The organism is Streptomyces bugieae (assembly GCF_036352915.1).
Taxonomy (GTDB): domain Bacteria; phylum Actinomycetota; class Actinomycetes; order Streptomycetales; family Streptomycetaceae; genus Streptomyces; species Streptomyces endophytica.
Map to the genome: position 1 here is coordinate 234,662 of NZ_JAZBJP010000005.1, position 13,936 is coordinate 248,597.

The following is a 13,936-nucleotide window of genomic DNA, read 5'->3' on the forward strand; positions in this document are numbered from 1 at the left end:
CATCAGGCACACTGGCGGCACGTGCCGATACGAGAGGGGCGTGCACGGTGACCAGCCGACGTGATGTCCATCCGCCCACGGGCCCGGCCGAGATGCCACCGGGCCTCGACCCGCTGGCCGGCGTACGGGCGGACGGCGATCCGCGCACCGACGTCTACCTCACCGGCACGGTCTTCCTCGACATCATCTTCACCGGCCTGGACTCCGCCCCGGTCCGCGGCACCGAATCCTGGGCCCGCGGCATGGGCTCCAGCCCCGGTGGCGTCGCCAACATGGCCACCGCCCTGGCCCGGCTCGGCCTGCGCACCTCCCTGGCCGCGGCCTTCGGTGACGACAAGTACGGCGAGTACTGCTGGGAGGCGCTCGAAGAGGGCGAGGGCATCGACCTGTCGCTGTCACGCACGGTCCCCGGCTGGCACTCCCCGGTCACCGTCTCCATGGCGTACGAGGGCGAGCGCACGATGGTCTCGCACGGCCATCAGGCACCGCCCCCGGACTTCACCTTCGACGGCCGGCACGCACCGGGCTGCCCGCCGCCGTCCCGGGCCTGCGTCGCCTCGCTCGTGCCCGGCCGGCGGGAGCCCTGGCTGGAGTGCGCGGCCGGCCGCGGCAGCCGGATCTTCGCGGACGTCGGCTGGGACGACAGCGGCCGCTGGGACCCGGCCGACCTCGCCGACCTCGAACACTGCGAGGCGTTCCTGCCCAACGCCGAGGAGGCGATGCGCTACACCCGCACGACCTGCCCGCGTGCGGCCGCCCGCAAGCTGGCCGACCGGGTGCCGCTGGCCGTCGTCACGCTGGGTTCGGAGGGCGCGTACGCGGTGGACGGGCGGACCGGCGAGACCGCCGAGGTGCCGGCGATCGCGGTGGAGGCGCTGGACCCGACCGGCGCCGGCGACGTCTTCGTGGCGGGCTTCGTCACCGGCACCCTGGCCGACTGGCCGCTCACCGACCGGCTGGCGTTCGCGGGCCTGAGCGCCGCGCTGTCCGTGCAGGAGTTCGGCGGGTCGCTGTCCGCGCCGGGCTGGGCGGAGATCGCCGCCTGGTGGCAGCAGGTGCGGCTGTGCGAGGCGGGTGCCCCGGGTGCGCTGCGCCGGCAGTACGCCTTCCTCGACGAGGTGCTGCCCGCGGCCTACCGTCCGGCGCCGCTGGCCCGCGCGGTCCCCACGATCGGCTTCCGCCGCCCGGCCTGAGCCCCGCGCCGAAACCCCAGCTCAGGCCGGCCGCCAGGAAAAACTCTCGGGCCTGTCGGTGCCCCGTCGTACTCTTGTATCGCAAGGAGGCCGTGCCGCCAGGCACCTCCTCGGCACGTCTTCATGAGCAAAGGATGGGGGTTGAGCAGGCCACCGAGCCGCCCTATGACGCAGACACCCATGGAACCGCAGGCGAGCGCCCAGTTCACCGTCCCGGCCAAGCACCCGATGGTGACGGTCCTGGGGTCCGGAGACTCGCTCCTGCGAGTGATCGAAAAAGCCTTCCCGGCGACCGACATCCACGTCCGGGGCAACGAAGTCAGCGCGGTGGGCGACGCCCGGGAAGTGGCCCTCGTCCAGCGCCTTTTCGACGAGATGATGCTGGTGCTCCGCACCGGGCAACCGATGACGGAGGACGCGGTGGAACGCTCGATCGCCATGCTGCGCGCGGCGGAGAACGGCGAGGGCGCGGTGAGCGAGACGCCCGCCGAGGTGCTCACCCAGAACATCCTCTCCAACCGCGGGCGGACGATCCGTCCCAAGACCCTCAACCAGAAGCGCTACGTCGACGCCATCGACAAGCACACCGTCGTCTTCGGCATCGGCCCGGCCGGTACCGGCAAGACGTATCTGGCGATGGCCAAGGCCGTCCAGGCGCTCCAGGCCAAGCAGGTCAACCGCATCATCCTGACCCGCCCCGCGGTCGAGGCCGGCGAGCGGCTGGGCTTCCTGCCCGGCACCCTCTACGAGAAGATCGACCCGTATCTGCGCCCGCTCTACGACGCGCTGCACGACATGCTCGACCCCGACTCCATCCCGCGCCTGATGGCCGCGGGCACGATCGAGGTCGCGCCGCTGGCGTACATGCGCGGCCGGACGCTGAACGACGCGTTCATCATCCTCGACGAGGCGCAGAACACGAACCCCGAGCAGATGAAGATGTTCCTCACCCGCCTCGGGTTCGAGTCGAAGATCGTCGTCACCGGCGACGTCACCCAGGTCGACCTCCCCGGCGGCACCAAGAGCGGTCTGCGCCAGGTCAGGGAAATCCTGGAAGGCGTCGACGACGTGCACTTCTCCCTGCTCACCAGCCAGGATGTGGTCCGGCACAAGCTCGTCGGCCGTATCGTCGACGCCTACGAGAAGTACGACAGCCGCAACGGCCAGTGAGCCGGACGCACCGCGCGAACGAGAAGCGAGACGCAACGCCCCATGTCCATCGACGTCAACAACGAATCCGGCACGGAGGTCGACGAGCAGGCGATCCTGGACGTCGCCCGCTACGCCCTCGGCCGGATGCGCATCCACCCGCTCTCCGAGCTGTCCGTGATCGTCGTGGACGCCGAGGCCATGGAGCAACTCCATCTGCAGTGGATGGACCTGCCCGGACCGACCGATGTCATGTCCTTCCCGATGGACGAGCTGCGTCCGCCGGCCAAGGACGACGAGGAGCCCCCGCAGGGCCTGCTCGGTGACATCGTGCTCTGCCCGGAGGTCGCGAAGAAGCAGGGCGAGGAGGCGCCGACCGGGCACAGCATGGACGAGGAGCTCCAGCTGCTGACCGTGCACGGCGTCCTCCACCTCCTCGGTTACGACCACGAGGAGCCCGACGAGAAGGCCGAGATGTTCGGCCTCCAGGCGGCGATCGTCGACGGCTGGCGCGGCGAGCGGGGACTGACCGGCCCCTCGCCGGCGCCCACCGTGACCTGACGGGCGCCCGTGATGACCACCCAGCTGATCGCGGTCGCGGTCCTGCTCGTCGTGATCGCCTGGCTCGCCGCCTGCGCGGAGGCCGGCCTGGCCCGTACGACGAGCTTCCGCGCCGAGGAGGCGGTCCGTTCCGGCCGCCGCGGCAGCGCCAAGCTCGCCCAGGTCGCCGCCGACCCCACCCGCTACCTCAACGTCGCCCTGCTGGTGCGGGTCGGTTGCGAGATGGCCGCCGGCGCCCTGGTCACCTACGCCTGCCTGCGCTCGTTCGACGAGACCTGGCAGGCGCTGACCGTCGCCATCGCCGTGATGGTGCTGGTCAGTTATGTCGCGGTCGGCGTCTCGCCGCGGACGATCGGCCGCCAGCACCCGCTGAACACCGCCACCGCGGCCGCCTACGTCCTGCTGCCGCTGGCCCGCATCATGGGCCCGATCCCGCAGCTGCTGATCCTCATCGGCAACGCCCTCACCCCCGGCAAGGGCTTCCGCAAGGGCCCGTTCGCCTCCGAGGCCGAGCTGCGGTCGCTGGTCGACCTCGCCGAGAAGGAGTCGCTGATCGAGGACGAGGAGCGCCGGATGGTGCACTCCGTCTTCCAGCTCGGCGACACCCTCGTCCGCGAGGTGATGGTGCCGCGCACGGACCTGGTCTCCGTCGAGCGGTTCAAGACCATCCGGCAGGCGCTGACCCTCGCCCTGCGCTCCGGTTTCTCCCGCATCCCGGTGACCGGCGAGAACGAGGACGACATCGTCGGCGTGGTCTATCTGAAGGATCTGGCCCGCAAGGTCCACATCAGCCGCGACGCGGAGACCGAGCTGGTCTCCACGGCCATGCGGCCCGCGGTCTTCGTGCCGGACACCAAGAATGCCGGTGATCTGCTGCGCGAAATGCAGCAGGACCGCAATCACGTCGCGGTGGTCATCGACGAATACGGCGGCACCGCCGGAATCGTCACCATCGAGGACATTCTCGAAGAGATCGTCGGCGAGATCACCGACGAATACGACCGGGAATTGCCGCCGGTCGAGGACCTCGGTGACGGCCGCTACCGCGTCACCGCCCGCCTCGACATCGGCGACCTCGGCGAGCTGTACGGCCTGGCGGAGCTGGACGACGAGGACGTCGAGACGGTCGGCGGGCTGCTCGCCAAGCTGCTCGGCCGGGTCCCGATCGCCGGTGCCACGGCCGAGGTGGACCTCTCCGACACGGCCGCCGACCCCGAGCTGAAGGCGCTGCGGCTGACCGCCGAATCACCGGCCGGCCGCCGCAACAAGATCGTCACGGTGCTCTGCGAGCCGGTGCGGGCCACGGACGCCGGAGAGCTCTCCGCATAATCCGGGCGCACCCGGGAAATGCCGAAATCGGCGGTCGAAACAAGAAGCTGAAACGAGCGAGTGCTCCGGCACTTAACTTTCGGCGCCCGCTGCCTCCGGCGCTACTTATCTGCAGTGCACCGGAAATGTTCTGGAAGCCATTTCCGGTGGGGCTGGATTCTTCGCGGCGCGCCATGGAAGGATCTTCGGGCGGTCGCCGAAAGGCGGCCGTCCTGCGGGAGAGAAATCGTCCGAGAAATCTTGCCGCGCAGGTTGCCCCGGCCACGGGGGTCCGGGGCAGCCACCTTCTTCCTCACGCCGCGGGGCCGGCGCATATGCTCGCCGGTATGACCGAAGCCGCACCGCTGGACCCCGAAGACCGCAAGATCATCACGCTCGCGCGCTCGGCGCGGGCCCGTAACGGCGTGCCCGAAGGTGCCGCCGTACGCGACGAGACCGGCCGCACCTACGTCGCCGGCACCGTCGCCCTGGACTCGTTGCAGCTCAGCGCCCTGCAGACGGCCGTGGCGATGGCCGTCGCCAGCGGCGCCACGTCCCTGGAGGCGGCAGCGGTGGTCACCGACGCCGAGCACGCCGCGGACGCGGACCGCGCAGCCGTCCGGGACCTCGGCGGCCCCGAGACGCCGGTCCTGGTCGCCGGCCTCGACGGCGCCCTGCGCACCACCGTCCCGGCGGGCGAGGCGTAAGGCGCGGCATAGCCGGCGAGGCGTCACCGAGGCACGGCAACACGGGCGGGGCCCCAGGACGGGCTCCCCGCCCAGGTCCGACCGGGGCCGCTCAGGTCCGCCCGGGTCTTCCCCCGGCGGGCCATAACCGCCGGCTATTACCGCAACTCTTGGACGCGTCCCGGCCGGGGCGACGAAGATCATGGGTGTCAGCAGTCGTCGCCGGCCCCGCCGCCGGCCCGCGCCCACCAGGAGCCCGCCGTGACCGCCGCAACCGCCCTCCCCGCCCGTACCCTGGGCGGCCTCACCAGCTCCGCCATCGGCTTCGGCGCGATGGTCCTCTCGCCCGGCGTCTACGGCGAGACCGACGAGCAGCGCGCCACCACCGCCCTGCTCTCCGCCCTCGACGAGGGCGCCACCCTCATCGACACCGCGGACGGCTACGGCCCCGACGGCCACAACGAGCAGCTGATCGGCCGGGCGCTGCGCGGCCGCCGCGGCGAGGTCGTGCTCGCCACGAAGTTCGGCTTCCGGCTCCCCGAGGGCGTCGCACCGCACCCCTTCCCGGTCAACTACGGCTTCGGCGAACTGGCCGTGAACGCCGACCCCCGCCACGTACGCGGCTACGCCGAGGCATCGCTGCGCAATCTGGGGACCGACGTCATCGACCTGTATTACCCGCACTACCCGGACCCGCAGGTTCCGTTCGAGGACACCGTCGGCGCCGTCGCCGAGCTGATCGATGCCGGTCTGGTCCGTCACCTGGGCCTGTCCAACGTGACCGCCGACCAGCTCCGCCGCGCGCACGCGGTCCGCCCGGTGGCCGCCGTCCAGGTCCAGTGGTCGATGTGGCAACCCATCGACGCCGAGCTGCTCGCCACCGCCCGCGAGCTGGGCGTGGGCGTCGTCGCCTGGAGCCCGCTGGGCAGCGGATTCCTCACCGGCACCGTCCAGCAGGTCACCGACGACGATTTCCGCCGCCACCTGCCGTTCGACGCCGCCAACCTCAAGGCCAACCAGGACCGCTTCGCACCGGTCCGCGGCCTCGCCGAGGACCTCGGCGTCTCCTCCGGCCAGCTGGCGCTGTCCTGGCTGCTGCACCAGGACGAGCACGTCGTGCCGATCCCCGGCAGCCGCACCCCGGCCCACATCGCGGAGAACCTCGCCGCCGCCCGGATCACGCTGTCCGCCGACACCCTCGCCCGTATCGATGCCGCGCTGAAGGACACCACCTTCGAGGGCACGGCGGCGGTCGTCGACTGAGCGTCCGCGGCCCGGATGGTCGGAGCGGCGTCCGGGATCGGGGAGAATGGGCGCCATGAGCGTTCGTACAGACTCCTCCGCCGCCCACCGGGCCGGCTTCGCCTGCTTCGTCGGCCGTCCCAACGCGGGCAAGTCGACCCTCACGAACGCTCTCGTGGGTACGAAGGTGGCGATCACCTCCAACCGCCCGCAGACCACCCGCCACACGGTCCGCGGCATCGTGCACCGCCCCGACGCCCAGCTGGTGCTCGTCGACACCCCGGGCCTGCACAAGCCGCGGACCCTGCTCGGCGAACGGCTCAACGACGTCGTCCGCACCACCTGGTCCGAGGTCGACGTGATCGGCTTCTGCCTGCCCGCGGACCAGAAGATCGGCCCCGGCGACCGGTACATCGCCGGTGAGCTGGCCGAGATCAAGAAGACCCCCAAGGTCGCCATCGTCACCAAGACCGACCTGGTCGACTCCAAGGCGCTGGCCGCCCAGCTGATCGCCATCGACCAGCTCGGCAAGGAGCTGGGCATCGAGTGGGCCGAGATCATCCCGGTCTCGGCCGTGGGCGACACCCAGGTCTCGCTGCTCGCCGATCTGCTGGTGCCGCTGCTCCCCGAGGGCCCGGCGCTCTACCCGGAGGGCGACCTCACCGACGAGCCGGAGCAGGTCATGGTCGCCGAGCTGATCCGGGAGGCCGCGCTGGAGGGCGTCCGCGACGAGCTGCCGCACTCCATCGCCGTCGTCGTCGAGGAGATGCTCCCGCGCGCGGACCGCCCCGCCGACAAGCCGCTGCTGGACGTGCACGCCAACGTCTACATCGAGCGCCCCAGCCAGAAGGGCATCATCATCGGCCCCAAGGGCAAGCGCCTGAAGGAGGTCGGCACCAAGTCGCGCAAGCACATCGAGGCACTGCTCGGCACGCCGGTCTTCCTCGATCTGCACGTCAAGGTCGCCAAGGACTGGCAGCGCGACCCGAAGCAACTGCGCAAGCTGGGCTTCTAGTTCGCAGTTCTCGCGAGACCGGCAGGGCCGGCCGGGCCGGCCGGTCTCGTGGGGCCGGCCCCGGGCCGGCCGCCTCGGGGCCCGCTGGGAATACCCCCCGCCCCCGCCCCGTTGTGGCCCCCGAGGGGGCGCTCACGACCCCTACGGGATCCGTTCGACCGCCCCCTACGGCTCAGCCGCCCGAGCCCGATAGCCCACCCGACCCCACCCCGCCCCGCCTCACCCGAACCCCCGCCTCACCCCACCCCGCCCTCACGCCACCCCCCGCCTCACGCCACCCCCCGAATCCGCCGCACCAGCAGCGCTCCCAGCAGGCCGATGGCCGCTGCCACGGCGTACAGCGTCCGGTAGCCACCGAGGTGTACGAGGGGCGCGGCCAGCGCCGGGGCGGCCACCTGGGGCAGGGAGTTGGCGATGTTGATGAGGCCGAGGTCCTTGCCGCGGTGGGCCGCGGCGGGCAGGACGTCCATCATCAGCGCGAGGTCGACGGACGTGAAGACTCCGAACCCGATGCCGAGCAGCGCCGCGGCGCACAGGGCGCCCGGCCAGGTCTGCCAGACGGCGAGCAGCACGGTGGCCACCGTCATGATCACTCCGGCGCCCAGGACGAACGGCTGCCGTCGCCCGGCCCGGTCGGACCAGATCCCGCCGACGACGACCGTGGTCAGCAGCGTCACGCCGTTCACGGCGGTGAGCAGCAGCACCCCGCCGTCCGGGTCCGCCCGCCGCAGCACATCGCGCAGGTAGTACAGCAGGTACAGCAGCACCAGCGCGTTGCCCAGGTTGATCAGGAACCGGGTCAGCCATGCCCAGCCCAGGTCCGGATGGCGCCGCGGGCTGATCCAGAAGCCGGCGAGCAGGGCGCGCCAGGACAGTGCCGGCCGCCGCCCGGCCGGCAGCACCGCGTCCCGGTGCCCCAGCACGTACGGCAGGGTGCCCAGCACCACGAACCCGGCGCAGGCCAGATACCCGGCCTCCAGCCCGCCCGCCACGGTCGCCAGACCCGTCCCCGCGACCACCCCCAGGATCTGCGCGGCGCCCAGCCAGCCGCCCACCGCTCCCCGCTGCCGGTGCGGCACCCGGTCCGGTACGGCAGCGGTGATCGCCGCGAACGCCGCGTTGAGCGCGAGCTGCACGGCACCCCACGCGAACGCCATCGCCAGGACCGTCCGGGCCGCCGCCAGAGCCGCCAGCGCGACGGAGCCACCGGCAACTCCCGCCGCGATCCAGGGAGTTCGCCGCCCGTAACGGGAGGTCGTACGGTCCGACAGCGCGCCGAAGAGGGGATTGGCCACCAGGGAGACCGCGGCCCCCGCGCCGGTCACCCAGGCCAGCACGGACTCCTTGGGCATCCCGGCCGCCGGTGCCGCCACCTCCGCCGCCTGCCAGGCCAGCAGAATCTGGAGCGGGCCGTACCAGCCCGCCCAGATCGCCCCGTTGGCCACCGCCAGGGACGCGGTCCATCCGGGCCCGACCGGCGCGGACGGCTCGGCCAGCGGGTCCGGTGCCGCGACCCGGCACCGCCACCGGCCCGCCCCCGTGGCCCGGCTCACCCGCCCGCCTGCTCCCGCAGCACCTCGCGGAACCAGCGGTACGAGGACTTCGGCGTCCGCGTCAGCGTCGCGTAGTCGACATGCACGAGCCCGAACCGCCGCGCGTACCCCTCCGCCCATTCGAAGTTGTCCAGCAGGGACCAGACGAAGTACCCCCGGACGTCCACCCCCGCCGCCATGGCGGCGTGCAGGGCCCGCAGATGCCCGTCCAGATAGGCGATCCGCTCCCGGTCGTCGATGCCCTCGTACGAGCAGCCGTTCTCGGTGATCACGATCGGCGGCAGCCGCTTTCCGTACCGTTCGCGGAAACCGACCAGCAATTCGGTCAGCCCTTCCGGAACCACCGCCCACCCGAAATCGGTCCGGGGGTATCCCTCGATGTCCTGGGGCGCGAAGGGCAGCCCCTCGGGTATGCGGGTTCCGCCGACTTCCGTCGCCTCGCCCCTCGGCCGTCCCACCAGCGACGGCTGGTAGTAATTGATCCCGTACCAGTCCAGCGGCTGGGAGATCACCTTCAGGTCGTCGTCGACGTTTCCCGGCAGCAGCTCCGCCACGTCCTCGTCCGGATAGCGGCCCAGCAGGACCGGCTCCGCGAACAGCCGGTTCAACAGCAGGTCGTAGAAATCCGCCGCATGACGGTCTTGCGCCGCGTCGGACGCGGCCCAGGTCGGCCCGTGGGAATTGGCGATCCCGATGGACCGGGCGCCCCGGGCCCGCAGCGCCTGCACCGCCAGTCCGTGTCCCAGCAGCTGGTGGTGCGCCGCCGGCAGCGCCCCGAAGAGCAGTTCCCGTCCCGGCGCGTGCTGCCCCAGCCCGTAGCCCAGCAGCGTCAGTTCCGCCGGCTCGTTGAGCGTGATCCACCGCTCCACCCGGTCCCCGAGCCGGGCCGCCACGGCATCCGCGTACGCGGCGAACCACTCGGCCGTTTCCCGTACGAGCCAGCCCCCGCCGTCCTCCACGACCTGCGGGGTGTCCCAGTGGAAAAGCGTCGGCACCGGCGCGATCCCGGCCGCCAGCAAGGCGTCGACCAGCCGGTCGTAGAAATCCAGCCCGGCCGCGTTCACCGTCCCGCGCCCGTCCGGCACCACCCGCGGCCACGCCACCGAAAACCGGTACGCGCCGACCCCGAGTTCCTTGAGCAGCCGCACGTCCTCCGGATATCGGTGGTAATGATCGGTCGCCACCCGCGCGTCCGACCCGTCCTTGATCCGCCCGCTCTCTCCGGCGAATACGTCCCAGGTCGACGCTCCGCGCCCGCCTTCCTCCACCGCGCCCTCGATCTGTGCGGCGGACGTCGACACCCCCCACAGGAATTCCTTCGGGAAACGCGGCAGGGGCCTGGGGAACTCCGGCACGGCAGTCATGCCGGGATCTTCGTTACCGGCGGTAACAGTGTCAAGGGGTAGGGAGCATACGGGAGTTGGCGGGGCACATACGGGAGTTGGCGGGGCGTGTACGGGGGTTGGCGGGCAGCCGGCGATGCCCCGCCGCTACGTCCCGCCACGCCCCCGTGACACCTACGCCCCTTCCTTCATCACCCTTGTGATCAAGGTCCGCTGGTCGTCCGTGAGGCGGGGATCGGAGCAGTACACCGTGCGGCCGTCGACGGTGATCTGGTAGCTGAAGCCGTCGGGGACGCCGACGGGGGGTTCGGTGCGGGCGGTGGCGAGGGCGCGTGCGGCGAGCGACTGCCACTCGGCGGAGTCGTCGCGCCCCGCGGTGTCGATCTCGGCCCGGCGGTCGATGGCCGCGAAGCCGCCGGTGCGGTGAACGTGAATGCGCATAACGGGCTCCTCCGACGTCCTGCGACGGACTCCTTCCCCGTTTGGGGGGCCATATGGCCACGGTAGCCGGGGGCGGGGGGTGGGCGCCTGCTGGTCGCCGGCGCCCGTGCACCACCCCCGCCCTTACGGGTAACCGGCACACCCCCGAGGTACGCCGGTCACTTCCCATGTGGCCGAAATGCCACGTCTCGTGTCGCTACTTCGCCGAGATGCCGACCTGCGACCAGGCCTTGACCACGGCCTCGTGTTCGTCGCCGGTGCCGAAGCGGGCCTGGGCGGCCTTGATCGTGAGCTTGGCGAAGTCGGCGAACGTGGCGTTCTTGGGCAGTTCGCCGCCGGTCAGGACGTCGTACCAGACCTGGCCGGCGCGCTCCCAGGCCTTGCCGCCGAGCTTGCTGGCGACGAGGTAGAAGGCGTGGTTGGGGATGCCGGAGTTGATGTGGACGCCGCCGTTGTCGTCGGCGGTCTTGACGTAGCCCTCCATCGTGGCCGGCTGCGGGTCCTTGCCCAGGACGTCGTCGTCATAGGCCGTGCCCGGCGCCTTCATGGAGCGCAGGGCCTTGCCGGTGACGTTGGGGCCGAGCAGGTCGGCGCCGATCAGCCAGTCGGCCTGGTCGGCGGTCTGGCCGAGGGCGTACTGCTTGATCAGGGAGCCGAAGACGTCGGAGACGGATTCGTTGAGGGCGCCGGACTGGCCCTGGTAGTCGAGGTTGGCGGTGTACTGGGTGACGCCGTGGGTGAGCTCGTGGCCGATGACGTCGACGGGGATGGTGAAGTCCTTGAAGAGGTCGTTGTCGCCGTCGCCGAAGACCATCCGCTCGCCGTCCCAGAAGGCGTTGTCGTACTTCTGGCCGTAGTGGACGGTCGCGTCGAGGGCCAGGCCGGCGCCGTCGATGGACTTGCGGTGGAACGCCTTCAGGTAGAAGTCGAAGGTCGCGCCCAGTCCGGCGTGGGCGCGGTTGACCGAGGCGTCCTTGGAGGGGCCGTCGGACTCGGAGTGGACCTTGGTGCCGGGGAGGGTCTCCTGGTGCCCGGCGTTGTAGATGGTGCGGTTCGGCTTGTCGGCGTCGGCGCCGGGCTCCCCGGGGGCCGCCGCGCGGGCGGCCACCTCGCGGCGCCGGGTGCGGCGGGCGTGGTCGTGCTCCAGGGTGCGGCGGGCCGGCTCGTGCCGGGCCGGGTCGTCCGACTGGGCGAGGTTGTCGAGGATGTGCGGCGGGATGATCGTGCAGAAGACGGGGTGGCCGGGGCTCGTGGCGCCGGTGGTCTTCCGGGTCTCGTCGTTGTCGAGGTCCGTGTTGAGGTCCATGGACAAACGGTGGCACTGTGTAGTGCGGGTGTCACTGCCTGCGGTGGAGATTCCCGAATATGTGTGGTTCGTCGCATTTAGGGCGTAACGTCCGGCCCGGTCCCGCATACTGATACGCGACCGCCACTCAGGGCGTACCTCGGTTAGGGTGCTGAGCATCATGCGTTACGGGCTGCTTCTCCTTAGCTGCCGCGGCGAGGGCCTGTAGTCGAGGCCGACCCCCTCCCCGCGGAGTCCGGTGTTGCCCACCGTCGGCCGTCGAAAGCCTTCGACAGGAGCCCCGCGCAATGACCTCCGAAAACGCCGTCGGTCGTCCCACGCCCATCACCGCAGCGACCGTCACCCAGCAGCCCTCCGGGATGCCGATCCACAAGTACGGCCCGTACGAGGCCGTGGACCTGCCGGACCGGACCTGGCCGGACAACCGGATCACCAAGGCGCCGCGCTGGCTCTCCACCGACCTGCGGGACGGCAACCAGGCGCTGATCGACCCGATGTCGCCGGCCCGCAAGCGCGAGATGTTCGACCTGCTGGTGCGCATGGGCTACAAGGAGATCGAGGTCGGGTTCCCGTCGTCCGGCGAGACCGACTTCAACTTCGTACGGTCGATCATCGAAGAGGGCGCGATCCCCGACGACGTCACGATCTCCGTGCTGACCCAGGCCCGTGAGGACCTGATCGAGCGGACCGTCGAGTCGCTGCGCGGCGCCAAGCGCGCCACCGTCCACCTGTACAACGCGACCGCCCCGACCTTCCGCCGGGTGGTCTTCCGCGGCTCCAAGGACGACATCAAGCAGATCGCCGTGGACGGCACCCGGCTGGTGATGGAGTACGCGGAGAAGATCCTCGGCGACGAGACGGTCTTCGGGTACCAGTACAGCCCCGAGATCTTCACCGACACCGAGCTGGACTTCGCCCTGGAGGTCTGCGAGGCGGTCTGCGACGTCTGGCAGCCCGAGGAGGGCCGCGAGATCATCCTCAACCTGCCCGCCACGGTGGAGCGTTCGACGCCGTCCACGCACGCGGACCGGTTCGAGTGGATGGCGCGCCACCTGACCCGGCGCGAGTACGTGTGCCTGAGCGTCCACCCGCACAACGACCGCGGTACGGCCGTGGCCGCCGCCGAGCTGGCGATCATGGCGGGCGCCGACCGCATCGAGGGCTGCCTGTTCGGGCAGGGCGAGCGCACCGGCAACGTCGACCTGGTGACCCTGGGCATGAACCTCTTCAGCCAGGGCGTCGACCCGCAGATCGACTTCTCGCAGATCGACGAGATCCGTCGGACCAGCGAGTACTGCAACCAGATGGAGGTCCACCCGCGCCACCCCTACGCGGGCGACCTGGTCTACACCGCCTTCTCCGGCTCCCACCAGGACGCCATCAAGAAGGGCTTCGACGCCATGGAGGCCGAGGCGGCCGCCGCCGGCAAGACCGTGGACGACATCGAGTGGGCGGTGCCGTACCTGCCCATCGACCCGAAGGACGTCGGCCGCTCCTACGAGGCCGTCATCCGGGTCAACTCGCAGTCCGGCAAGGGCGGTATCGCCTACGTCCTGAAGAACGACCACAAGCTGGACCTGCCGCGCCGGATGCAGATCGAGTTCTCCCGGATCATCCAGGAGAAGACCGACGCCGAGGGCGGCGAGGTCACGCCGACCGCCATCTGGTCCGTCTTCCAGGACGAGTACCTGCCCAACCCCGAGAACCCGTGGGGCCGCATCCAGGTCAAGAACGGCCAGACCACGACGGACCGGGACGGCATCGACGCGCTGACCGTCGAGGCGGTCGTCGACGGCCAGGACACCGTGCTGACCGGCTCCGGCAACGGCCCGATCTCCGCGTTCTTCGACGCCCTGCAGGGCATCGGCGTGGACGTACGGCTGCTGGACTACCAGGAGCACACGATGAGCGAGGGCGCCTCCGCGCAGGCCGCCTCGTACATCGAGTGCGCGATCGGCGACAAGGTCCTGTGGGGCATCGGCATCGATGCGAACACCACCCGTGCCTCGCTGAAGGCCGTGGTCTCCGCCGTCAACCGCGCGGGCCGCTGAGCCGTCCCTTCTCGCGATCGGCTCCTACCTGCGCCGATCGGCCCGTGGATCATGACCGCGCCCCCGCAGCTCACCGCGAGTTGCGGGG

At 71.1% G+C, this 13,936-nt stretch carries 12 protein-coding genes; 8 read left to right on the forward strand and 4 right to left on the reverse strand.

The window, feature by feature from the left end:
- Positions 1–92 precede the first annotated feature (92 nt).
- The 7 genes from V2J85_RS14015 to era all read left to right on the forward strand — a co-directional run bounded on the left by V2J85_RS14015 (position 93) and on the right by era (position 7,154).
- Positions 93–1,193: a carbohydrate kinase family protein gene (locus V2J85_RS14015; protein WP_261957129.1), complete on the forward strand. Its 1,101-nt coding sequence runs from the start codon at positions 93–95 to the stop codon at positions 1,191–1,193.
- A 165-nt stretch (positions 1,194–1,358) separates the two neighbouring features.
- The gene (locus tag V2J85_RS14020) at positions 1,359–2,363 is read left to right on the forward strand and encodes a PhoH family protein (protein WP_261951543.1); all 1,005 of its coding nucleotides are present in this window, start codon (positions 1,359–1,361) and stop codon (positions 2,361–2,363) included.
- 42 nt (positions 2,364–2,405) lie between these two features.
- Positions 2,406–2,903: an rRNA maturation RNase YbeY gene (gene ybeY, locus V2J85_RS14025; protein ID WP_261951544.1), complete on the forward strand. Its 498-nt coding sequence runs from the start codon at positions 2,406–2,408 to the stop codon at positions 2,901–2,903.
- A gap of 12 nt (positions 2,904–2,915) precedes the next feature.
- Complete coding sequence (locus V2J85_RS14030) at positions 2,916–4,232, forward strand: hemolysin family protein (RefSeq protein WP_261951545.1); 1,317 nt, start codon at positions 2,916–2,918, stop codon at positions 4,230–4,232.
- 326 nt (positions 4,233–4,558) lie between these two features.
- Complete coding sequence (locus V2J85_RS14035) at positions 4,559–4,918, forward strand: cytidine deaminase (RefSeq protein ID WP_330821745.1); 360 nt, start codon at positions 4,559–4,561, stop codon at positions 4,916–4,918.
- Positions 4,919–5,158: 240 nt separating this feature from the next.
- Positions 5,159–6,160, forward strand: a complete 1,002-nt coding sequence (locus V2J85_RS14040) for an aldo/keto reductase (protein ID WP_330821746.1) — start codon at positions 5,159–5,161, stop codon at positions 6,158–6,160.
- Positions 6,161–6,215: 55 nt separating this feature from the next.
- Positions 6,216–7,154: a GTPase Era gene (gene era, locus V2J85_RS14045; protein WP_261951548.1), complete on the forward strand. Its 939-nt coding sequence runs from the start codon at positions 6,216–6,218 to the stop codon at positions 7,152–7,154.
- A 269-nt stretch (positions 7,155–7,423) separates the two neighbouring features.
- Here era and V2J85_RS14050 read toward each other — a convergent pair whose 3' ends face one another.
- The 4 genes from V2J85_RS14050 to V2J85_RS14065 all read right to left on the reverse strand — a co-directional run bounded on the left by V2J85_RS14050 (position 7,424) and on the right by V2J85_RS14065 (position 11,797).
- Positions 7,424–8,707: an MFS transporter gene (locus V2J85_RS14050; protein ID WP_330821747.1), complete on the reverse strand. Its 1,284-nt coding sequence runs from the start codon at positions 8,705–8,707 to the stop codon at positions 7,424–7,426.
- A complete protein-coding gene (locus tag V2J85_RS14055) occupies positions 8,704–10,071 on the reverse strand; it encodes a GH1 family beta-glucosidase (protein WP_330821748.1) in 1,368 nt (455 codons plus the stop codon). Before V2J85_RS14055 ends, V2J85_RS14050 begins: the two co-directional genes overlap by 4 nt.
- Before the next feature lie 153 nt (positions 10,072–10,224).
- Positions 10,225–10,491, reverse strand: a complete 267-nt coding sequence (locus V2J85_RS14060; protein ID WP_261951551.1) for a protealysin inhibitor emfourin — start codon at positions 10,489–10,491, stop codon at positions 10,225–10,227.
- A 196-nt stretch (positions 10,492–10,687) separates the two neighbouring features.
- Positions 10,688–11,797, reverse strand: a complete 1,110-nt coding sequence (locus V2J85_RS14065; protein ID WP_330821749.1) for a M4 family metallopeptidase — start codon at positions 11,795–11,797, stop codon at positions 10,688–10,690.
- A gap of 287 nt (positions 11,798–12,084) precedes the next feature.
- Here V2J85_RS14065 and leuA point away from each other — a divergent pair, with 287 nt between their 5' ends.
- Positions 12,085–13,848: a 2-isopropylmalate synthase gene (gene leuA, locus V2J85_RS14070; RefSeq protein ID WP_330821750.1), complete on the forward strand. Its 1,764-nt coding sequence runs from the start codon at positions 12,085–12,087 to the stop codon at positions 13,846–13,848.
- The last annotated feature ends 88 nt before the right edge of the window (positions 13,849–13,936 follow it).

Bases quoted from the DNA above. Each gene is read 5' to 3' on its own strand.
- era (WP_261951548.1), top strand. From the start codon at position 6,216: ATGAGCGTTCGTACAGACTCCTCCGCCGCCCACCGGGCCGGCTTCGCC.
- ybeY (WP_261951544.1), top strand. From the start codon at position 2,406: ATGTCCATCGACGTCAACAACGAATCCGGCACGGAGGTCGACGAGCAG.
- V2J85_RS14060 (WP_261951551.1), bottom strand. From the start codon at position 10,491: ATGCGCATTCACGTTCACCGCACCGGCGGCTTCGCGGCCATCGACCGC.
- V2J85_RS14035 (WP_330821745.1), top strand. From the start codon at position 4,559: ATGACCGAAGCCGCACCGCTGGACCCCGAAGACCGCAAGATCATCACG.
- V2J85_RS14020 (WP_261951543.1), top strand. From the start codon at position 1,359: ATGACGCAGACACCCATGGAACCGCAGGCGAGCGCCCAGTTCACCGTC.
- V2J85_RS14065 (WP_330821749.1), bottom strand. From the start codon at position 11,797: ATGGACCTCAACACGGACCTCGACAACGACGAGACCCGGAAGACCACC.
- V2J85_RS14055 (WP_330821748.1), bottom strand. From the start codon at position 10,071: ATGACTGCCGTGCCGGAGTTCCCCAGGCCCCTGCCGCGTTTCCCGAAG.
- V2J85_RS14015 (WP_261957129.1), top strand. From the start codon at position 93: ATGCCACCGGGCCTCGACCCGCTGGCCGGCGTACGGGCGGACGGCGAT.
- V2J85_RS14030 (WP_261951545.1), top strand. From the start codon at position 2,916: ATGACCACCCAGCTGATCGCGGTCGCGGTCCTGCTCGTCGTGATCGCC.
- leuA (WP_330821750.1), top strand. From the start codon at position 12,085: ATGACCTCCGAAAACGCCGTCGGTCGTCCCACGCCCATCACCGCAGCG.